This window comes from Burkholderiaceae bacterium, from assembly GCA_024235995.1.
Classification (GTDB): Bacteria; Pseudomonadota; Gammaproteobacteria; order Burkholderiales; family Burkholderiaceae_C; genus Ottowia.
In genome coordinates this window covers 3,626,491-3,646,706 of record JACKLI010000001.1, presented here as the reverse complement: position 1 = coordinate 3,646,706, position 20,216 = coordinate 3,626,491, and the positions used below count along the sequence as shown (strand labels likewise).

Annotated in this window: 18 protein-coding genes; 10 read left to right on the top strand and 8 right to left on the bottom strand. The window is 68.6% G+C overall.

Annotation, left to right across the window (positions count from 1 at the left end):
- Nucleotides 1–14: 14 nt before the first annotated feature.
- A complete protein-coding gene (locus tag H6927_17430) occupies nucleotides 15–626 on the top strand; it encodes an SCO family protein (GenBank protein ID MCP5219866.1) in 612 nt (203 codons plus the stop codon).
- Between the two features lie 165 nt (nucleotides 627–791).
- Here H6927_17430 and H6927_17425 read toward each other — a convergent pair whose 3' ends face one another.
- The 3 genes from H6927_17425 to H6927_17415 all read right to left on the bottom strand — a co-directional run bounded on the left by H6927_17425 (nucleotide 792) and on the right by H6927_17415 (nucleotide 4,130).
- Nucleotides 792–1,946: a porin gene (locus tag H6927_17425; GenBank protein ID MCP5219865.1), complete on the bottom strand. Its 1,155-nt coding sequence runs from the start codon at nucleotides 1,944–1,946 to the stop codon at nucleotides 792–794.
- 164 nt (nucleotides 1,947–2,110) lie between these two features.
- Nucleotides 2,111–3,004, bottom strand: coding sequence for a LysR family transcriptional regulator (locus H6927_17420; GenBank protein ID MCP5219864.1), 894 nt, complete (start codon nucleotides 3,002–3,004; stop codon nucleotides 2,111–2,113).
- 109 nt (nucleotides 3,005–3,113) lie between these two features.
- Nucleotides 3,114–4,130 (bottom strand): LysR family transcriptional regulator, encoded by a 1,017-nt coding sequence (locus H6927_17415; protein MCP5219863.1) that lies wholly within the window; start codon nucleotides 4,128–4,130, stop codon nucleotides 3,114–3,116.
- 99 nt (nucleotides 4,131–4,229) lie between these two features.
- Between H6927_17415 and H6927_17410 the strand changes: the two genes are divergently transcribed.
- From H6927_17410 to H6927_17400, 3 genes are all read left to right on the top strand, one after another.
- Entirely contained in the window at nucleotides 4,230–5,258 is a 1,029-nt protein-coding gene (locus H6927_17410) for a hypothetical protein (GenBank protein ID MCP5219862.1), read from the top strand.
- A gap of 21 nt (nucleotides 5,259–5,279) precedes the next feature.
- The gene (locus H6927_17405) at nucleotides 5,280–6,395 is read left to right on the top strand and encodes a DUF2817 domain-containing protein (protein ID MCP5219861.1); all 1,116 of its coding nucleotides are present in this window, start codon (nucleotides 5,280–5,282) and stop codon (nucleotides 6,393–6,395) included.
- A 79-nt stretch (nucleotides 6,396–6,474) separates the two neighbouring features.
- Complete coding sequence (locus H6927_17400) at nucleotides 6,475–7,347, top strand: MFS transporter (GenBank protein ID MCP5219860.1); 873 nt, start codon at nucleotides 6,475–6,477, stop codon at nucleotides 7,345–7,347.
- Here the strand turns inward: H6927_17400 and H6927_17395 are convergent.
- Nucleotides 7,338–8,426, bottom strand: coding sequence for an IS5 family transposase (locus H6927_17395; protein MCP5219859.1), 1,089 nt, complete (start codon nucleotides 8,424–8,426; stop codon nucleotides 7,338–7,340). The two genes, H6927_17400 and H6927_17395, sit on opposite strands and share 10 nt — an antisense overlap.
- Nucleotides 8,427–8,450: 24 nt before the next feature.
- On the opposite strand from H6927_17395, the gene H6927_17390 reads away from it, so the two are divergent.
- Together H6927_17390 and kynU are read left to right on the top strand one after the other, a co-directional pair.
- Complete coding sequence (locus tag H6927_17390; protein ID MCP5219858.1) at nucleotides 8,451–9,116, top strand: MFS transporter; 666 nt, start codon at nucleotides 8,451–8,453, stop codon at nucleotides 9,114–9,116.
- A gap of 175 nt (nucleotides 9,117–9,291) precedes the next feature.
- Nucleotides 9,292–10,575, top strand: a complete 1,284-nt coding sequence (kynU, locus tag H6927_17385; GenBank protein ID MCP5219857.1) for a kynureninase — start codon at nucleotides 9,292–9,294, stop codon at nucleotides 10,573–10,575.
- A gap of 60 nt (nucleotides 10,576–10,635) precedes the next feature.
- On the opposite strand, the gene H6927_17380 is transcribed toward kynU, so the two are convergent.
- Both H6927_17380 and rpoH read right to left on the bottom strand, forming a co-directional pair.
- Nucleotides 10,636–11,631: a tripartite tricarboxylate transporter substrate binding protein gene (locus H6927_17380; protein MCP5219856.1), complete on the bottom strand. Its 996-nt coding sequence runs from the start codon at nucleotides 11,629–11,631 to the stop codon at nucleotides 10,636–10,638.
- A 136-nt stretch (nucleotides 11,632–11,767) separates the two neighbouring features.
- Nucleotides 11,768–12,712: an RNA polymerase sigma factor RpoH gene (rpoH, locus tag H6927_17375; protein MCP5219855.1), complete on the bottom strand. Its 945-nt coding sequence runs from the start codon at nucleotides 12,710–12,712 to the stop codon at nucleotides 11,768–11,770.
- 147 nt (nucleotides 12,713–12,859) lie between these two features.
- On the opposite strand from rpoH, the gene xseB reads away from it, so the two are divergent.
- The 4 genes from xseB (at nucleotide 12,860) to dctP (ending at nucleotide 17,109) form a co-directional block, all read left to right on the top strand.
- A complete protein-coding gene (xseB, locus tag H6927_17370; protein MCP5219854.1) occupies nucleotides 12,860–13,096 on the top strand; it encodes an exodeoxyribonuclease VII small subunit in 237 nt (78 codons plus the stop codon).
- Entirely contained in the window at nucleotides 13,089–13,994 is a 906-nt protein-coding gene (locus H6927_17365) for a polyprenyl synthetase family protein (protein MCP5219853.1), read from the top strand. The genes xseB and H6927_17365 overlap by 8 nt, the downstream gene beginning before the upstream one ends.
- A gap of 2 nt (nucleotides 13,995–13,996) precedes the next feature.
- Complete coding sequence (gene dxs, locus H6927_17360) at nucleotides 13,997–15,913, top strand: 1-deoxy-D-xylulose-5-phosphate synthase (GenBank protein MCP5219852.1); 1,917 nt, start codon at nucleotides 13,997–13,999, stop codon at nucleotides 15,911–15,913.
- A 113-nt stretch (nucleotides 15,914–16,026) separates the two neighbouring features.
- Nucleotides 16,027–17,109, top strand: a complete 1,083-nt coding sequence (dctP, locus tag H6927_17355; protein MCP5219851.1) for a TRAP transporter substrate-binding protein DctP — start codon at nucleotides 16,027–16,029, stop codon at nucleotides 17,107–17,109.
- 226 nt (nucleotides 17,110–17,335) lie between these two features.
- Here dctP and H6927_17350 read toward each other — a convergent pair whose 3' ends face one another.
- A complete protein-coding gene (locus H6927_17350; protein MCP5219850.1) occupies nucleotides 17,336–19,168 on the bottom strand; it encodes a TRAP transporter large permease subunit in 1,833 nt (610 codons plus the stop codon).
- A gap of 24 nt (nucleotides 19,169–19,192) precedes the next feature.
- A complete protein-coding gene (locus H6927_17345) occupies nucleotides 19,193–19,804 on the bottom strand; it encodes a TRAP transporter small permease subunit (GenBank protein MCP5219849.1) in 612 nt (203 codons plus the stop codon).
- Between the last annotated feature and the right edge of the window lie 412 nt (nucleotides 19,805–20,216).

Genomic DNA, 20,216 nt, shown 5'->3' with positions numbered 1-20,216 from the left:
GGCCCCGGGACCGCATGCAACGCCGATTAGCTCTTAAAAAAATAGCTGCTGGCGCCCTGTTGACGGGCGCCGTGCTTGGTTTTTCTGCCTGTTCGCCGGGCAAGGCGTCGTTTCATGCCACCGACATCACGGGGGCCGACTACGCCAAGGACTTTGCGCTCGTCGACTTCGACGGCAAGCCGCGCACGCTGGCCGACTTCAAGGGCAAGGTGGTGGTGGTGTTCTTCGGCTACACCCACTGCCCGGACGTATGCCCCACCACCATGAGCGAGTTGGCGCAGGTCAAGCAGGCGCTGGGTGCCGAGGGCGACAGGCTGCAGGTGCTGTTCGTCAGCGTCGACCCGGAGCGCGACACGCCGGCCGTGCTCAAGGCCTACATGCAGCCCTTCGATCCGAGCTTTCTGGCGCTGTACGCCCCCACGCCCGAGAAGCTGGCCGCGCTGGCCAGGGACTTCAAGGTGTTCTACCAGAAGGTGCCGCGCAAGGATTCGGCCGACTACAGCGTCGATCACACCGCGGCCAGCTACGTCTACGACCCGCAGGGGCGGCTGCGCCTGTTCGTGCGCTACGGCACGCCGCTGCAGGACTGGACGGACGACATCAAGCAGCTGCTGGGCGGCGCCTGAGACCAGGTTGCGGAGCGCCACAGCTGGCGCAGGTGTGGGTCGGCACCGGGACTTAGCCTACTGGCCGGGCGCACAAAAAAAACCCCGCCATGGCGATTGCCATCACGGGGTTTGCAACGTCGCGTGCGCGACGCACGCGGAACTTGCTCGGTGTTGTCCTGGCCTTTAGAACACGTGGCGGATACCCACCATCGTGGAGAACTGCGATCGTGATGAGGAAGCCAGCGCAGTAAACAGCTGGGCTTGGTTGTTGTTGGGACCCGACGCGCGCAGCGACGCGAAGTTGGCATAGACGTTGGTGCGGCGTGAGAAGAAGTACTGCACGCCACCCGTCAAGGTGGTCCAGCGCTTGTCGTCCATCTGGTAGAAGGACAGGGCGCCGCCGACCACCCAGCCGGGCGAGAACTGGTAGCTGGCCCCGATGTCCTGCATGTTCATCCGGGCCGAACTCCCGCCGCGGACCAGTTGGGCGGTCGTGAGCATGGCGCCCGCATACAGGCGGTCCTTGGCATAGCTCACGCCGATGCCGCCGGTGGTCAGCTTGTCGAACACGGCGCCGCTGGCGAAATTGATCAGCGAATAGCCCAGCACCTGGGTGCCGATGCCCAGCACCTGCGCGTGGTTGGCGACCGAGGTGTAGGCAGCGCCCACGCTCCACGGGCCGGCCGCATAGCTCGCCGTGAAGCTGCGGCCGACGTTGGAGGCGGGGTTGGCCGCCACCGCATCCCACGAGTACATGGCGCCGACCCTGAACCCACCCCATGACGGCGACTTGTACCGCACGCTGTTGTTCATGCGATCGCCGGCGGTCCGGTCCAGGTTGCCCAGGTGGAAGGCGTACAGGCCGCCGTTGCCCGTCGCCGCGGCGGAATAGCCCACCAGGTCGTACATGAAGTCGTACTGGTTGCCCAGCGTCACCTCGCCCCATTGCTGGTCGCGCAGGCCCACGATGGTGAGGCGACCGAAGGTGAGCCCGCCCTGGAGCGCCGCGCCGGTGCTCATGTTGATGCCGCCCTCGAGCACGAAGAACGCCTGCTTGCCGCCGCCCAGGTCCTCCCGGCCACGAACGCCCCAGCGGTTGCCGCGGTCGCCGCCCACGCCGAGCTGGGACAGCCTGCTGCTGCCGCCCTGGTTGTCGATGTAGGAAGCGGCCACGTCGACCAGGCCATACAACTCGACCCCGGGCCCCTGGCTGGGGGGCGGCCCCATCTCGAGCGCCAGCGTGCTCTGCGCACTGGCGGACAGGTGCAGCGCACCTGCCAGCGCGACGCACCACACCCCTTGGCGCTTTCCCAATCCTCTCGCAATCGCTGCTTTCATGTGTCTCTCTTCTTGTGTTTTCCGATGATGGAAACCGAGTCTAGAAGAGCCAAAACAATACGAACAGCGACTTTTTCCTTCCACTCGGGAACCAAAAGTTGGAGCGGCGAGAGCTTGTCCGGCAAGGGGCCGGCACGGGCGGGCCTGCAGCCCGGCGGACCTCTCTACCAGGGCAGCTGCGCCATCACCTGTCTGATGTGGTTCAGGCACTGGCGCGCCGTGGGCGTCAGGCGTATGTCTTTCCTGTGGATGATGCCGAGGCGGATTTCGGGCAAGGTGTCGGCGACCGGCACGATCCGGATGCCGTGGCGCACCAGCGGATGCTCGGCGTAGGGCCGGGAGAACAGGCCCAAGGTGTCTCCCTGCAGCATCAGTCCCAGGGCCAGCAGGGCCGAATCGCACGCGGTCACGCGCTCCGGCGCCCTGTGCCCCAGCGCCAGGAACACGTCGTCGAACTGCGCCCGGTCCACGACCGGCGCGGGGTAGAGCCATTCGTACGCCGTCAGTGCCTGCAGCGATGTCGCCTGCACGGCGGGGTGGCCGCTGCGCGCGGCGGCCACCAGGCGGCCCCTGGCAAGCTCCGTGGCGTCGCAGTCCGGCGGTATGACGGCCGGAAAGGGCGAGACGAAGAAATCGAGCGTGCCGTCCCGCAGGCGGTCCAGGTAGGTCCCCAGGGTCCACTCCGAGACCTCGATGCTGGCGTAGGGCAGGGACTGGCGCATTCTTTCCAGCACCGCGGGCATGGCGAACAGCGCCAGCGCCGAGGTCAGGCCGATGGCCACGCGGCCGCCCTGCCCGCCCTTGAGCTGGTGGATCTCTTCCTCGGCCCGGCGCAGGTCGGCCAGCACCTGCCTCGCCCGCACGCACAGCGTCTCTCCGTGCGCCGTCAGGGTGACCCCCTGCGCGCTGCGCACCACCAGCGGAACCCCCAGCGATACCTCCAGCTCCCGCACCGTCTTCGTCACCGCGGGGTGGGACAAGGCCAGGGCGTCGGCGGCCGCCCGCAGGCTCCGATGGTCGGCGCAGGCGACCAGCGCGCGCAGTTGATGTAGCTTCATCGCACACCCCCTTCTGGAAACGTGTTCACGATCGACCCATGGTATCTGCCGCGCCCCGCCAAGGCGGTGGCGGCAAGGCGCGGTGCGCCATCCCTGGCATGGCGTGTTGTCATGGCGCCAGGGGTCCGCTGGAGCCGCTGTCCGGCGCCTGAGCACCCTGCGGGCCGTTCTGCACGGGCCTGCGTGCCGCGCCGCTGCGCCAGCGGGCCGTCACGGCCCGCCGCAGGCAGTCGATGAACAGACGGGCCGCGGGGGTCAGCGCGGCCTCGTCGCGCACCAGCAGGTAGATGCGCAGATGCGGCAAGGGGGTTTCGGTCAGGGACAGCCAGCTCAGGCCGCGCGAATAGCGGCTGTCGCTGGCCATGTCCGAGGACATCAGCGCCAGCGCATCCGCACGGTGCATCAGCTGGGTCCCCAGCTGGGTCGACTGGCAGGCGATCACGTCGGGCGGAGGCGGCAGGCCATGGGCGGCGAACAGCCGCTCCAGCAGGGCCAGCCCGTAGCTGGGCGCCACCCACAGCGCGCCATGCAGGCGCTTGAGGGAGCGCGCCCGCGCCAGCGCGTGCCCCTGGCGCAGTCCCACCCGCAGCGGCACCTCGAGCAAGGCCTCGCTCTGCGCGCCATCCATCGGCGTGACGGCGCTCTCGCTGACCACGGCGAAATCGAAGCTGCCGGACTGCCAGCGCGGGTCGCTGCCGGCGGAGATCATTTCGTGCAGCTCCAGGGACACGCCGGGCCGGCGGGCGCGGAAATCGAGCAGCGCCGGCGGCAGCAGGGGGCCGGCGGCCGAGCTGAAGGCGATGGACAGCCGGCCGCCGGTGCCGTCGCGCAGCTCCCGGATCTCATCCTGCGTCCGGCGCAGCTCGTTGAAGACCAGCTCGGTGCGCCGCATCAGCACCGCCCCGACGTCCGTCAGCGCGACGCCTTTGGCGCTGCGCACGAACAAGGCGGTGCCCAGGCTCTGCTCCATGTCGCGCACGGCATGCGTGACCGCCGGCTGCGTCAGGTGCACCTGCCGCGCCGCCGAGCGCAGGCTCCCCGACTGCGCCACCGCGCGGAAGATGGCCATCTGCCGCAGGCTCAAGCGCCATCCGTCGTCGAGCATCACTCGGGTTGTGTTTGCCATATAAATTTTGATGTGATGTTGAAAAAATAATTGATCTTTTTTTTATACCCACAAGTTTCTACATTTCAGGCCTGATCCGCAACTCCCCTGGAGCACGACATGCCAACGAACCGCGCACCCCGCACACCTTCGACCGCATCGCCCCGCCGCTTGCAATGCCTCAGGGGCATCGCCCTGGTGGCCATGGGCTGGATGGCGGCGCTCACCGCGCCGGTGGCGCTGGCCCAGTCGGCGCAGCAGCCCATCCGCATCCTCGTCGGCTTTCCCCCGGGCGGGGGGCTGGATGCATCGGCCCGCATCCTTGCCGAAGGCCTGTCGACCGCGCTCGACCAGCCCGTCATCGTCGAGAACCGGCCCGGTGCCGGCGGCCTGATCGCGGCGCAGGCCCTCAAGGCCGCCGCGCCGGACGGCAAGACGCTGCTGCTGACCAACGACCACACCGTGGCGATCCTGCCGCACACGCTCAAGAACCCCGGCTTCTCGCCGCCGCGCGACTTCACGGCGGTCGCCCTGGTCACCGACAAGGGATTCATCGCGCTGGCCACCCACGCCAGCACGCAGATCACCCAGGTGAAGGACGTTGCCGAATGGGCGCGCAAGCATCCCGGGCAGGTCAACATGGGCGTGCCCGCGCCGGGCAGCATCCCGGAATTCGCCGTCGGCCTGCTGGCCAAGTCGCTGCACGTCGAAACCACCCCGGTGCCGTACCGGGGCGGCGCGCCGCTGCTGGCCGACCTGGTCGGGGGCCAGATCCCCTTCGGCATCACCTCCTCGGTGGAGCTCGCCCCCTACGCCAAGAGCAAGAAGGTGCGCCTGCTGGCGGTTTCCGGCACCAGCCGCCTGGCCGAATTTCCCGACGTTCCCACCTTCGGTGAAGCGGGCATCGCGGGCCTGGAGTCGAGCAATCTGGTCGGCATCTACGCGCCGGCCGGCACCGCCCCGAGCCTGATCGGCCGCTACAGCGAGGCGGTCCGCGCCACGCTGGCCAGCGACAAGACCAGGGCCCGGCTGGAAGGCCAGGGGGTTCCCATCAACTACGGCGGACCCGATGCGCTGGCGCAATCCGTGCAGCGCATCTCCGACAGCTGGGGCGCCGTCATCCGCCAGTCGGGCTATCAGCCCCAGTGAAGCCCACCCTCCACGCACACGATGTCCACGAACACGCCCGCCCATCCCGCATGGGTCCGTCATTGCTTTTCCGACAACTACGCGCAGGCGCGCCAGAAGTTCATCGCGGCTGCTGGCAAGGCCGGCGCCCGGCTTGAGCACCACGTGCTCGACAACGGCCCCCTCGGCGCCCAGGGCGAGCCCCTGGCCACCGACGTGGCCTTGTGGGGCGACCCCGATGCCCGCTCCCTGCTGATCGTCACCTCCGGCGTGCACGGGGCCGAGGGCTTCTGCGGCTCGGGCTGCCAGGTCGCATGGCTGGAGGACGAACCCGCCATGTCCCTGGCCCGGCGCCAGGGCGTGGCGGTGCTGCTGATCCACGCCGTCAACCCCTACGGCTTCTCGCACCTGTGCCGGGTCAACGAAGACAACATCGACCTGAACCGCAACTTCATCGATTTCGGCCGCCTCACCGACAACCCCGGCTACGCCGAGCTGCACGACCTGCTGCTGCCCGAGACCTGGCCCCCCACGCCCGACAACGAGAAAGCCATCGCCCAGTACATCGCGGCGCACGGCCGGACCGCCTTCCACCAGGCCATCAGCACCGGCCAGTCGGCCTTTCCGGACGGCTTGTTCTTTTCGGGCACCGCGCCTTCCTGGAGCAACCGCACGCTGCGCGGCATCCTGCGCCAGCACGGCGCGGGGCGCAGCCGCATCGCCTGGATCGACGTGCACACCGGACTGGGCCGGTTCGGCCATGGCGAGAAAATCCACGGTGGCCTGCCGGGGGCCACGGAAAACCTGCGCGACACCCGGGCCATCTGGGGCGCCGACGTGGTGGCGGCGTGGGAGGGCGAGTCCGCCTCCCGCCAGGTGGTCGGCCACGCCATCGGCGCCCTGTTCGACGAATGCCCGCAGGCCCATGGCGTGGGCATCGCGATGGAATACGGCACCCGCCACGACGCCGATTTCAACGTGCTGCGCGCCAGCCACTGGCTGCGCCGCTATCCGGGCCGGAGCACGCCCGAGCAGCAGGCACAGATCCGGCAGACGCAGTTCGAAGCCTCCTACGTGAACGACGACGAATGGCACGGGATGATCACCGGCCAGTTCCGCACCGCGGTCATCCAGGCCTGCCTGGGACTGGGCCGCTGACAACAAGCATCCCGGGCCCCCATCGCCTCCGCGCCTCGAGGGCATAGCCCCGCCATCCTTTCACCCCAAGGACTCTGTCATGCCCCAAGCAACTTCCATCGGCCATCCGCCCAGCCGGCGCACGACGATCGTGGCAACCACCATCGGCAACGCGCTCGAGTTCTTCGACTTCACGGTTTTCGGCTTCATGGCGATGCTGATCGGGAAATTGTTCTTCCCCACCTTCAGCTCCTACGGGCAGCTGTTGCTGGCGGTTGCGACATTCGGCGTCGGCTTCGTGATGCGGCCGTTGGGCGGCATCGTCATCGGCGCCTATGCCGACCGTGCCGGCCGCAAGAAGGCCATGCTGGTGACCCTCTTCCTGATGGCGCTGGGGTGCGGCCTGATCGCCGTGGCCCCCACCTATGCGCAGATCGGCGTCGCGGCGCCGGTCCTGATCGTGGTGGCGCGCCTGCTGCAGGGCTTCTCGGCCGGTGGCGAGGTCGGCGCATCGACCACGCTGCTCGTCGAGCATGCGACGCTCACCAACCGCGGCTACATGGCCAGCTGGCAGACGGCCAGCCAGGGGCTGGGCATCCTGGTCGGCGCCCTGGTCGTCAGCGCGCTTTCGTTCGGACTCGGTCCCCAGGCCATGGAGGCCTGGGGCTGGCGCGTGCCCTTCGCGCTGGGCCTGCTGATCGCGCCGGTCGGCATGTACATCCGCCGCCGCCTGCACGAATCGCTGCACCAGACAGAAACGCCGGCCATGGCCGCTCCCCGGCAGCGCAACAGCGTGGCCGAGCTCTGCCTTAACAGGCCGTTGAAAAAATGCTCATCGAACGCGCCAGGGTCGTGGATTTCGAAGAAACGGATCGCCCAAACTGGCCTGCGCAGCGATTGGAGCGGCCATTTCGGCCTGTTTGCAGGCCGTTTTGCCCGTTCCGGGCGCACGTATCCCATGGTTCACGCATGATGCGCGTCCCACCAGCCGCCCAGACTGCCCATGCGCACCAGGTTGTAGGTGGCAAAGCACAGCAGCGCCTGGCCCGCGAGCTTGGCCTGACCGATCAATTTGGTCTTGGCCAGACCACCCACTGTCTTGATCCAGCCAAAGGCCTCCTCGATGCGCTTGCGCACTTTGAGGCTGGTCTTGTAGCCCTCGTGGCGCCGGATGCGGCCATCGACCGCCGAGTGCTTGTCCTTGGCCGCCACGTGTGGCGTGACTTTGAGCTTTCGGCAGCCCTTGATGAAGGCCTGGCTGTCGTAACCTTTGTCGGCCCCGACCGTGGCCCGCTTGTTCTTGTTTCCCCGGCGTTTGAGCATCGCCAGCGCCGCCTCGCGCTCGGCGGTGCCACTGGCATGTGTGATCTCCACATCCACGATCAGCCCGTTGCGGTTCTCCATGAGGATGTGCCCCATGTGGCACAGGCGAGATTTGTCGCCCGCGCTCTTCTTGAACAGCCGGGCATCGGCATCGGTGGTGCTGGCGTGGGTGTCGTTGCAGCGCTCCTGCCCTTTGAAGTTCACCTCGGGGTTGCGTCCGGGTGGCGTGCCGCTGTCGTCGTCTTTGCGTTTGAAACTCTTGTGCGAGGCCCAGGCCTCAATCAGCGTGCCGTCCACGCTGAAGTGTTCGTCGCTGGCAAGCCGGCCCCACTGGGCGCTGAGCTTGACGCGCTCGAAGAAGGCGCGCGCCAGGTCTTCGTTGAAGAGGCGTTCGCGGTTGGCGCTGAAGGTGGAGTGGTCCCAGACCTTGTCTTCAATGTTCAGGCCCACGAACCAGCGGTACAGCAGGTTGTAGTTGACCGCCTCGACCAGCTGGCGTTCGCTGCGGATGGAGAACAGGATTTGCAGCAGCAAGGCCTTGAGCAGCATCTCCGGCGGCACCGAGGGGCGGCCACGGCGGGCGTACACCGCTTCGAACTCGCTGTTCATGCTCGACAGCAGCGCATCCACCACGGCGCGCAACTTGCGCAGCGGGTGTGCCGCTGGCACTCTTTCTTCAAGGCTGATGTAGCTAAACATCGCCCCCTGGAAGTCTTGGTTGCCTCTCATCTTTCTTGTCGCAGTTGTTCCGGGATGGCTTCAGATCGTAGCGGCCGACGCGGACGCTCGCAGGGGATTTTTCAACGGCCTGTTAAGTATCCGGGGACCTTGCTGACCGCCACGCTCAGCTCCATTGGGCCGACGGTCGCGGCGTTCGTCACGACCTTCTACATGCCCAACTACGCCATCCGCGAACTCGGGATGTCGCCCGTGGTCGCCCTGTTCGGCGCCGCGCTGACCGGCCTGGTGACCTTCTCCGGCTCTCCGCTGGTGGGCCGGTGGAGCGACCGCATCGGCCGCAAGCCCCTCATTTTCTGGAGCCGGATCGTGCTGGTCTTGTCGGTCTACCCAGGCTTCTTGTGGCTGAACGCATCGCCGACGCCCGCGGTGCTCTACACCGTCATGGGTGGGCTCAGCGTGTTGCTGACGATCCAGGGAACCCCCACGCTGACCATGCTGCCGGAGATGTTCCCGCGGCACCTGCGCGCCAGCGGCATGTCCCTGGTCTACAGCGTGGGCGTGACGATCTTTGGCGGCTTCTCGCCCTTCATCTCCACCTGGCTCGTGAACGCCACCGGCAGCAAGTTCGCGCCCGCCTGGTACCTGATGGGCATGACGCTCGCATCGCTGGTCGGCCTCAAGCTGCTCAAGGACTACACCGGCCGCGACATCGACGCCCTGCAAGCCGCCAACGCCTGAAAGCCTTCAGGCCCCAGGGCTTGGCCCGCAGGCATCATCCCCCCATGCCCCAGGCATGGATCGGGGAGCACCTGGCCCACGCCTGGCCGGTGCGCCCCCTGCCATCCTGAATTTGAATCAAACCCCCCGCTCGCGCCCGCCAGATGGGCGCAAGCAGCTATCTTTTGGAGAGCCAATGACTTCCCTGTCCGACTGCCAGGCGCATGACCGCGCCGATGTGCTGGCCCCGCTGCGCGAGCTGTTCGACCTACCTGCCGGCGTGATCTACCTGGACGGCAACTCGTTGGGCGCGCAGCCCCGCGCCGTGCCCGCGCGCGTGGCCGCCGTGGTGGCCCAGCAGTGGGGGCGCGACTTGATCACCAGCTGGAACAAGGCCGGCTGGTTTGCCCTGCCGCGCCGCGTGGGCGACCGCATCGCCCCCTGGATCGGCGCCCAGGCCGGCCAGGTGGTGGCCGCCGACACCACCTCGATCAACCTCTACAAGGCGCTGTCGGCCGCGCTGTCCATCGCCCGGCAGCAGGACGGCACGCGCCGCGTGGTGGTCAGCGAACGCAGCAACTTCCCCACCGACCTGTACATCGCCGAGGCCCTGTGCCGCGAGCGCGGCTGCACGCTCAAGCTGATCGAGCCGCACGAGGTGCTGCAGAGCCTGCAGCCCGACGTGGCGGTGCTGATGCTCACCCAGGTCAACTACCGCACCGGCGCGCTGCACGACATGGCGCACATCACCGCCGCCGCGCATGCCGCCGGGGTGCTGACGGTGTGGGACCTGTGCCACAGCGCCGGCGCGGTGCCGGTGGACTTGACTGGTGCCGATGCCGACTTTGCCGTCGGCTGCACCTACAAGTATTTCAACGGCGGCCCGGGCTCGCCGGCCTTCGTGTGGGTGCATCCGCGCCACGTGGCCCGCTGCTGGCAGCCGCTGGCCGGCTGGTGGGGGCATGCGGCGCCGTTCGACTTCACGCCCGAGTACCAGCCGGCCATGGACATCACGCGCTACCAGTGCGGCACGCAGCCGATCATCAGCCTGGCCGCACTGGATGCGGCGCTGGACGTGTTCGACGCCGCCGCCGGCCTGGGCGGCATGGCCGCGCTGCGTGCCAAGTCGCTGCAGCTGACCGATCTGTTCATCGAGCGGGTCGAGGCCCAGTGCCCGGGCCAGTTCGAGCTGGTCACCCCGCGCGAGCATGCCCGGCGCGGCTCGCAGGTGTGCCTGTCGCCGACGGCCAGGCTGCCGGCGGGCAGTGCGTATGCCATCGTGCAGGCGCTGATCGCGCGCGGCGTGATCGGGGACTTTCGCGCGGGCGACGCGCAGCAGCCGGACATCGTGCGCCTGGGCTTTACGCCGCTGTACCTGCGCCACGAGGACGTGTGGCACGCCGCGCGCCATCTGGCCGAGGTGCTGCAGAAGCAGGAATACCTGAAGCCCGAGTTCAATCAGCGCCATGCCGTGACCTGATCCGCTATCTCCTTCCCCGCCACGGGCAGCGGCCGATGGCGCCCAGGCCGGCTGGGAGGTTCACTGCACGCGGATGTTCTGCGCGCGGATGATGGTGCCCAGGCTGGTGGTGTCGGCCTTGATGCGGCGGGCCAGCCCCTCGGGCGAAGAGCCCACGGCCTGCCAGCCCTGCTGGAACAGTTGCGCGCGCATCTCGGGCGTGCGCACGATGGCGCCCAGCACCTCGGCCAGCTTGGCCACGTGGGCCGCCGGCATGCTGGCGGGGGCCACCACGGCGTTCCAGATCTCGAGGTTGAAGTTCTTCACGCCCGCATCGGCCAGGCTGGGCAGCCCGGGCATCAGGGGGCTGCGCCCGCTGCTGGTGACGCCGATGCCGCGCAGCTTGCCGGCGGCGATCTGGGTCTGGGCCAGCGCCGGCGGCAGCATCGACAGCTGCAGCTCGCCGCGCACCAGGCCGCTGAAGACCTGGGCGTAGCCGGGGTAGGGCACGTGCACCGGGGCGATGCCGGTGCGCGCCTTCAGCAGCTCCATGCCCAGGTGGCCCACGGTGCCGACGCCGGGCGAGCCGTAGCTCCAGCTGTTGCCGGCCTGGCGCGCGGCGTCCAGGAAGGCGCGCGCGTCGGCGCCCGGTGCGCTCACGGGCGCCACCAGCACCAGCGGCGCCACGCCGATCAGGCTGATGGGCGCGAAGTCGGTCGCCGGGTCGTAGCGCAGCGCGGGGTTGAGCAGCCTGGCGATGGTCAGGTTGCCGTTGATCATCAGGCCGATGGTGTCGCCATCGCGCGCCTTGGCCACCGCGTCGGCGCCGATGTTGCCGCCGGCGCCCACCTTGTTCTCGACGATCACGGGCTGGCCGAGCGCCTTGGCCAGCGGATCGGCCAGCGCGCGCGCCGTCAGGTCGGGCGAGGAGCCGGCCGGAAAGCCCACGATCATGTGCAGGGGCCGGTCGGGCCAGGCGGCGGCCGACTGGGCGCGTGCCTGCGGCAGCACGGCCAGGCCGGCCAGCAGGGCGGCGCCGGCCAGGGCGGCGCGGCGGCGGAGGATGGAATGGGTCATGGTGTCGATCGGGCGATGACTATGAAATATGTAGCTGCTCGCGCTTGCTTCACGCGGGCCAAGGGCCGATTTGATGCAAAAAAGCCCTGCCACCATGATAGCGGCAGGGCTGCGGGTCTGGGCGACCGGGCGAGATTCAGGCGTACTCGGCCAGCGCGGTCTTCATCTTCTTCATGGCCGCCACCTCGATCTGGCGGATGCGCTCGGCGCTGACGCCGTACTCGGCCGCCAGCTCGTGCAGCGTCATGCCGCCCGAGCCGTCGTCGTTGACGTTCAGCCAGCGCTCGGTGACGATGCGGCGGCTGCGCTCGTCCAGGCCCTTGAGCGCGCTGGCGATGCCGTCGGTGGCCAGGCGGTCGCGCTCGGCCGATTCGAGCATGGCGGTGGGCTCGTGCCGGTCGTCGGACAGGTAGGCGATCGGGCCGAAGGCGTGTTCGCCGTCGCCGTCGGCCGGCGTCGGGTCCAGCAGCACGTCGCCGCCGGACAGGCGCGTTTCCATCTCGCGCACCTCATTGGGTTTGACGTTCAGCTCGCGCGCCACCACGTCCACCTGCGCCGCGGTCAGCGCGTCGCGGTGGGTGATCTCGTCGGCCGCGTCCTCGGTCTTGAAGCCCTGCTTCATCGAGCGCAGGTTGAAGAACAGCTTGCGCTGCGCCTTGGTGGTGGCCACCTTGACCAGGCGCCAGTTCTTCAGGATGTATTCGTGGATCTCGGCCTTGATCCAGTGCAGCGCGTAGCTGACCAGGCGCACGCCCTGGTCGGGGTCGAAGCGCTTGACGGCCTTCATCAGGCCCACGTTGCCCTCCTGGATCAGGTCGCCGTGCGGCAGGCCGTAGCCCAGGTACTGGCGCGACACCGACACCACCAGCCGCAGGTGCGACAGCACCAGCCGGCCGGCGGCCTCCAGGTTGCCGTCCTCGCGCAGCTGGCGCGCGTAGCGCTGCTCCTCCTCGGGGGTGAGCAGCGGCAGGCGGTTGACGGCGGTGATGTAGGCGTCCAGATTGCCCAGCGGGGGCACCATCGCCCACGGATTCGCCAGGGCGACGGCGGTTGCCGGTGCGCTCTTGTCCAGTGAGGTCATCCTTGAATGTCCTTTCATCCCAGTTGGGAATTTTAGCACTCGCTTGAGTTGAGTGCTAAGACCGGGTGCCCCGTCCATAGTTCCGTCCATGCGGCCGCGCCGGGCGGGATCGAGGGCCACCGCCTAAAATAATGCCCTTCGCCTGCCATGACCAAGAAACCCCCACCGATTTCCGCCGCCCCCGCCAGCTACGGCGACGCCGTGCAGCAGCTCGAGCAGCTGCTGGCGCAACTGGAATCCGGCCAGCTGCCGCTGGAGGACCTGCTGGGCCAGTACCAGCGCGGCGCCGAGCTGCTGCGCTACTGCCGCGAGCGCCTGCAGGCGCTGGAGGAGCAGGTCAAGGTGCTGGACGAGCAGGGCGCCGTGCATGGGCTCGATGCCTGACATGGCGGTGCTGGATTTTTCAGCCTGGGCGCAGGCCCGGCGGCAACGCGTCGAGGCCGCGCTGGCCGACTGGGTGCCGCCCGACGCGCCGGCCGGCCTGGGCGCGGCCATGCGCTACGCCGTGCTGGGTGGTGGCAAGCGCCTGCGCGCGCTGCTGGTGCTGGCCGCCAGCGAGGCGGTGCATGGCAACCCGGACGCGGCCCTGCGCGCCGCCTGCGCGGTGGAGCTGATCCACGCCTATTCGCTGGTGCACGACGACCTGCCCTGCATGGACGACGACGTGCTGCGCCGGGGCAAGCCCACGGTGCACGTCAAGTTCGGCGAAGCCCAGGCGCTGCTGGCCGGCGACGCGCTGCAGGCGCTGGCCTTCGAATGCCTGCTGCCCGAGGGGCCGGCCGTGCCGGCCGCCATGCAGGCCAGCCTGGCGCGCCTGCTGGCGCGGGCCTCGGGCGCGCAGGGCATGGCCGGCGGGCAGGCGATCGACCTGGCCAGCGTCGGCAAGCCGTTGACCGAATCCGAGCTGCGCCACATGCACCAGCTCAAGACCGGCGCGCTGCTGCAGGCCAGCGTGGCCATGGGCGCCGCCTGCGCGCCGCAAGCCCTGGGCGGCCGTGCCCAGGCCGCGCTGGGCGACTATGGCGCGGCGCTGGGCCTGGCGTTCCAGGTGGTCGACGACATCCTGGACGTGACCGCCGATTCCGCCGCCCTGGGCAAGACCGCCGGCAAGGACGCCCAGGCCGACAAACCCACCTACGTATCCCTGCTGGGCCTGGCGCCGGCGCGGGCGCTGGCCGAGCGCCTGCGCGCGCAGGCCCACGACGCGCTCGGCGCCTGTGGCCTGCCCGACGTCGCCGCCCTGCGCGCGCTGGCCGACCAGGTGGTGCAACGCACGCATTGACCATGGCCAGCGACTTTCCCCTGCTCGACACCATCGACGACCCGGCCGCGCTGCGGCGCCTGCCGCGCGCCCAGCTCAAGCGGCTGGCCGACGAGTTGCGCGAGTGCGTGCTCACCAACGTGGCACGCACCGGCGGGCACCTCAGCTCCAACCTGGGCACCGTCGAGCTGACGATCGCGCTGCACACCGTCTTCAACACCCCGCACGACCGGCTGGTGTGGGACGTGGGCCACCAGACCTATCCGCACAAGATCCTCACCGGCCGGCGTGAGCGCATGCCCACGCTGCGCCAGCTGGGCGGCATGTCGGGCTTTCCGCGCCGCGACGAGAGTGCGTACGACACCTTCGGCACCGCGCACTCGTCCACCAGCATCTCGGCCGCGCTGGGCATGGCGCTGGCGGCGCGGCAAAAGGGCGAGGACCGCAAGGCCGTGGCCATCATCGGCGACGGCGCCATGACGGCGGGCATGGCCTTCGAGGCGCTCAACAACGCCGGCGTCGAGCGCGACGCGCGCCTGCTGGTGGTGCTCAACGACAACGATATGTCCATCAGCCCGCCGGTGGGCGCGCTCAACCGCTACCTGGCGCAGCTGATGAGCGGCAACTTCTACGCCGCGGCCAAGAACGTCGGCAAGACCGTGCTGGGGCCGGTGCCGCCGCTGTTCGAGCTGGCCAAGCGGCTGGAGCAGCAGGCCAAGGGCATGGTGGTGCCGGCCACCTTGTTCGAGAAGTTCGGCTTCAACTACATCGGCCCCATCGACGGGCACGACCTGGACGCGCTGATCCCCACGCTGGAGAACATCCGCGGCCTGATGGCCGCCAAGGCCGGCCCGCAGTTCCTGCACGTGGTCACCCGGAAGGGCCAGGGCTACAAGCTGGCCGAGGCCGACCCGGTGGCCTACCACGGCCCCGGCAAGTTCGACCCGGCCGTGGGCCTGGTGCCTCCGGCCAAGCCCGCCAAGCAGAGCTTCACCCAGGTGTTCGGCCAGTGGCTGTGCGACATGGCCGCGCACGACGCGCGCCTGGTGGGCATCACGCCGGCCATGCGCGAGGGTTCGGGCCTGGTGGAGTTTCACAAGCGCTTTCCCGAGCGCTACTACGACGTCGGCATCGCCGAGCAGCACGCCGTCACCTTTGCCGCCGGCCTGGCCTGCGAGGGGCTCAAGCCCGTGGTGGCCATCTACTCCACCTTTTTGCAGCGCGGCTACGACCAGCTCATCCACGACGTGGCGATCCAGAACCTGCCGGTCGTCTTCGCGCTCGACCGCGCCGGCCTGGTTGGCGCCGACGGCGCCACGCACGCGGGCAACTACGACATCGCCTTTCTGCGCTGCATTCCCAACGTCAGCGTGGCCTGCCCGGCCGACGAGCGCGAATGCCGCCAGCTGCTGAGCACCGCCTTCGAGCAGGACCACCCGGTCGCCGTGCGCTACCCGCGCGGCGCCGGCGTGGGGGTGGCGCCCCTGGCCGACTTGAGCAGCCTGCCCTTGGGCAAGGGCGAGCTGCGCCGCGCCGGGCAGCGCGTCGCCATCCTGGCCTTCGGCACCCTGCTGTATCCGGCCCTGGAAGCGGCCGAGCGGCTGAACGCCACCGTCGTCAACATGCGTTGGGCCAAGCCGCTCGACCTTGAACTGCTGCGGCAGGCGGCCGCCGGCCACGAGGCCCTGGTGACGGTGGAAGACGGTGCCATCATGGGCGGCGCCGGCAGCGCCGTGGCCGAGGCGCTGGCCGCCGCCGGCGTGGTCAAGCCGCTGCTGCAGCTGGGCCTGCCCGACCGCTTCATCGAGCACGGCGACCCGGCGCGCCTGCTGGCGCTGGAGGGGCTGGACGCCACCGGCATCGAGAATGCCATCCGCCGCCGCTTCGGCGCGCTGGTGGGCGCCGCGGGCGAGTTGCGCGCGGTGGCCGGGCAGAACTGAGTTATTGATCCCATGCCGCCGCTGGGGATAGTCCCCGGTGCGCCAGGGTCACATATGAATACACTCAAGCTTCCCCCGCGGATTTCCGCACCCATCAACCAGGAGAGAAACCTATGGATCGTCGTTCCCTGATCAAAAACGCCGGCATCGCTGGCGTGCTGGCCGCAGGGGTTGCCCCCGCGGTACACGCACAGCAAACCGTGCGCTGGCGCCTGGCCACGAGCTTTCCCAAGGCGCTGGAGACGCTGCACGGCTGCGCGGTCAAGTTTTCCGAGACCGTCAAGGCGCTGTCGGGTGGCAAGTTCGAGGTCTCGGTGCACGCCGCCGGCGAGCTGATCCCGGCCTTCGGCATCGTCGATGCGCTGGCCGACGACTCCATCGAAATGGGCGAGACCGCCGCCTACTACTTCACCGGCAAGGACCCGTCGTTCGCCTTCAGCTGCGCCATTCCGTTCGGCTTCACCGCCCAGCAGAACCAGGCCTGGAAGCTGCACGGCAACGGCCACAAGCTGCTCGACGAGCTGTTTGCCAAGTACAACTTCCACGCCCGCAGCGCGCTCAACACCGGCACCCAGATGGGCGGCTGGTACCGCAAGGAGATGAACAAGCCCGAGGACTTCAAGGGCTTGAAGATGCGCCTGGGCGGCGGCGTGTTCGGCGAGTCCATGGCCAAGCTCGGCGTGGTGGCGCAGAACATGCCGGGCGGCGACGTGTACCAGGCGCTGGAGAAGGGCACGCTGGACGCGGCCGAGTTCGTCGGCCCCTACGACGACGAGAAGATGGGCTGGAACAAGGTCGCCAAGTACTACTACTACGGCGGCTGGTGGGAAGGCGGCGCCGACCTGGAGTTCTTCATCAACAACAAGGCCTACGCCAAGCTCTCGCCTGAGTACAAGGCGATCGTGAAAGCCGCCATGGACACGGCGTACAACGACGGCACGTCCAAGTACCTGTACCTGAACCCGATCTCGCTCAAGCGCCTGGTGGCCAGCGGCACCCAGCTCAAGCGCTTCAACAAGGAGATCGTGCAGGCTGGCTTCAACGCCGCGCAGGAGGTCTACGCCGAGCACAGCGCCAAGGACCCGCAGTTCAAGAAGATCTTCGACGACCTGCGCGCCTTCCAGCGCGACCAGATCCTCTGGAACCGCATCTCCGAGCTGGTGTTCACGCAGGACATGGCCTCTCTCAAGATTTGAGTACAACCCCCTGAGCCGCTTCGCGTCTTCCCCCTTCTCTCACGCTGCGCGTGGGAAGGGGGACGCCACCAGCGCTGCGGGGCGGCCCTTGCGCGGTGACCTTGGTTTGGGCTGTGCCAGATTGAGGCGTCGCGGGTTACGCGATGCGTCGTGAAAAACTGAGAAGGTGTTGCCCACGAAAAACCGCGGCCATGGCCGCGGTTTTTTTGCGTCCGCGCCGGCGGCGCTACTTGCCGATCGCGTCCTGGATGGCCTTCATCGGGTCCGGGGCCTCGCCGCCGGCCGGGCCCGAGTGCTCGTCGCCGGCGCCCGGCAGGCCGCTGCCATTGGCCGGAGCCTGGCTGCCCTGGCCCGCGTCGCTGCCGCTGCCGGGCAGCGCCGGCGCGCTGTTGAAGTCCGAGCCGGTGTTCTGGTCCAGGTCGTGCAGCATCTGCTCGCCCACCGCCTTCATGTCCACCTTGGCCTGCTTGTCCAGGCCGCCCGTCACCAGCGCGGGGAAGGCGATCAGGATGGCCACCATCGACAGCTGCAGCAGCAGGAAGGGAATGGCGCCCTTGTAGATCTGCATGGTGGTGACCGGCTCCATGGTCTTGCCGGTGTGGCTGTCCACGTAGGGCTTCTCGGGCGCGACCGAGCGCAGGTAGAACAGGGCGAAGCCGAACGGCGGGTGCAGGAACGAGGTCTGCATGTTCACCGCCAGCAGCACGCCGAACCAGATCAGGTCGATCCCCATCTTGTCGGCGATCGGCGCCAGCACCGGCACCACGATGAACGAAAGCTCGAAGAAGTCGAGGAAGAACGCCAGGAAGAACACCAGCACGTTCACGAAGATCAGGAAGCCCAGTTGCCCGCCCGGCAGCTTGGCCAGCAGGTGCTCGACCCAGACCGGCCCATCGGCGGCCTGGAACACCATGCTGAACACGGTGGCGCCGATCAGGATGAACATGACGAACGAGGCGAGCTTGGTCGTCGTGTCCAGCGCCTGGCGCAGCAGCGCCCAGCTCAGGCGCTTGCGCATCACCGCCATGATGAGCGCGCCCATGGCGCCCATGGCACCGCCCTCGGTCGGCGTGGCCACGCCCAGGAAGATGGTGCCCAGCACCAGGAAGATCAGCAGCAGCGGCGGGATCAGCACGAAGGTCACGCGCTCGGCCAGCTTGGACAGCAGCCCCAGGTGCGTGACGCGGTTGGCGACGGCGATCAGCCAGGCGAAGAAGCTGCCGCCGCACATGGCGACGACGATCTTCTCGTCGGTCGGCACGAACTCCACCAGCTCGCCCTGCCACCAGGTGTGGATGGCCGCCATGTTCTTGCCCAGGAGCACGGCGACCGCGGTGGACAGCAGCGCCAGCAGCGTGAGCGAGAGGTAGCCGGAGCGGCCGCTGGGCTCGCGGAAGGTGCGCGCCTCGGGCGGCAGCGCTGGCACCATCTTGGGCCGGAAGATGGCCAGGGCGAAGACGAACAGGATGTACAGCCCCATGAGCGTGAAACCCGGGATGAACGCGCCCTTGTACATGTCGCCCACGCTCTTGCCCATCTGGTCGGCCAGCACGATCAGCACGAGGGACGGCGGGATGATCTGCGCCAGCGTGCCCGAGGCCGCGATCACGCCGCTGGCCAGGCTGCGGCTGTAGCCGTAGCGCAGCATGATGGGCATGGAGATCAGGCCCATCGAGATCACCGAGGCCGCGACTACGCCGGTGGTGGCCGCCAGCATGGCGCCGACCAGCACCACCGCCAGCGCCAGGCCGCCGCGCAGCGGGCCGAACACCTGGCCGATCGATTCGAGCAGGTCCTCGGCCATGCCGCTGCGCTCCAGGATCAGGCCCATCAGGGTGAAGAAGGGCACGGCCAGCAGCGTCTCGTTGGCCATGATGCCGATCAGGCGCAGCGGCAGCACGCTGAGGATGGCCGACGGGAAGATGTCCAGGTACACCCCGAGCAGGCCGAAGAACATGCCGGCCGCGCCGAGCGAGAAGGCGACGGGAAAGCCCAGGAGCAGAAAGAGGATCAGCCCCACGAACATGATGGGGGCGAAGTTGGATGCGATGAATGCCATGGTGTGGGTGCTCTCGCGCAGCGTTCAGTGGGCCTGCGCGCGGGCGGCGGCGGCTCGGGCGGTTTCCTGGCGCAGCGCTTCGATCAGCGCCTCCTCGTCGGTCTTTTCGCCGCCCTTTTCAGACGGGTCCGGCCCGAGACCCTTGAGGAACGCGATGCACTTGATCAGCTCCGACCAGCCCTGCAGCAGCAGCAGGGCGAAGCCCAGCGGCAGCGCCAGCCATACCGGCCAGCGGATCAGGCCGCCGGGGTTGCTCGACATCTCGCCCGTCTGGAACATCTGCAGGGTCAGCGGGATGGTGAAGTACAGCACCATCAGGCACAGCGGCGTGAGGAAGAACACCAGGCCGAGGATCTCGACCGCGACCTGCAGCTTCTTCGGGAAATGGCTGTTGAGCACGTCGATGCGCACGTGCTCGCGCTTGAGCAGCGTGTAGCCGGCCGCGATCAGGAACGACCAGGCGAACAAATACCACTGCACCTCCAGGTAGGCGTTGGAGCTGTAGTCGAAGAGCTTGCGGACGACGGCGTTGATCGCGCTGATGGCGGTGGCGCCGAAGATCAGCCAGATGGCGTATCGGCCGACGAAGGCATTGAGCCGGTCGATGGCTCGGGACAGTTTGAGCAGGGCTTGCATCGGGATCTCCGTGGACGGGGCGCGCGAGCGGTTGGCATGCGCTGGGCACGTGGGTGGGCCGGTCGGGCGCCACCGTGTGCAGGCCAAAGGCCGGCGGTTGCCGATTGTAAATAGCTGCCCCCGCGCTCCGGACGCAGGTATACCCGGTGTGAGGCGGTGGGAGCGATGCCTAGTCCAGTGAAACGGTGAAATCGGCTGTGCGTGAATACCTGGCAGGGCCGCAATCGAGGCGTCGGGCGCAGCCGGGTTGGACACCCGGCGAGCCCGGTAACGACGAGTGCGGCCCTGCCAGGCATTCACCCGAAGGGCTGCAGTTGCAGCAGGCGCATGCCGGCGTTGCGCACCTTGCCAAGGCAGCCAGCCTTGGCTGCGGCGCGCGCCTTGTCCTGCACCGCTGCAACTGCAGCACACA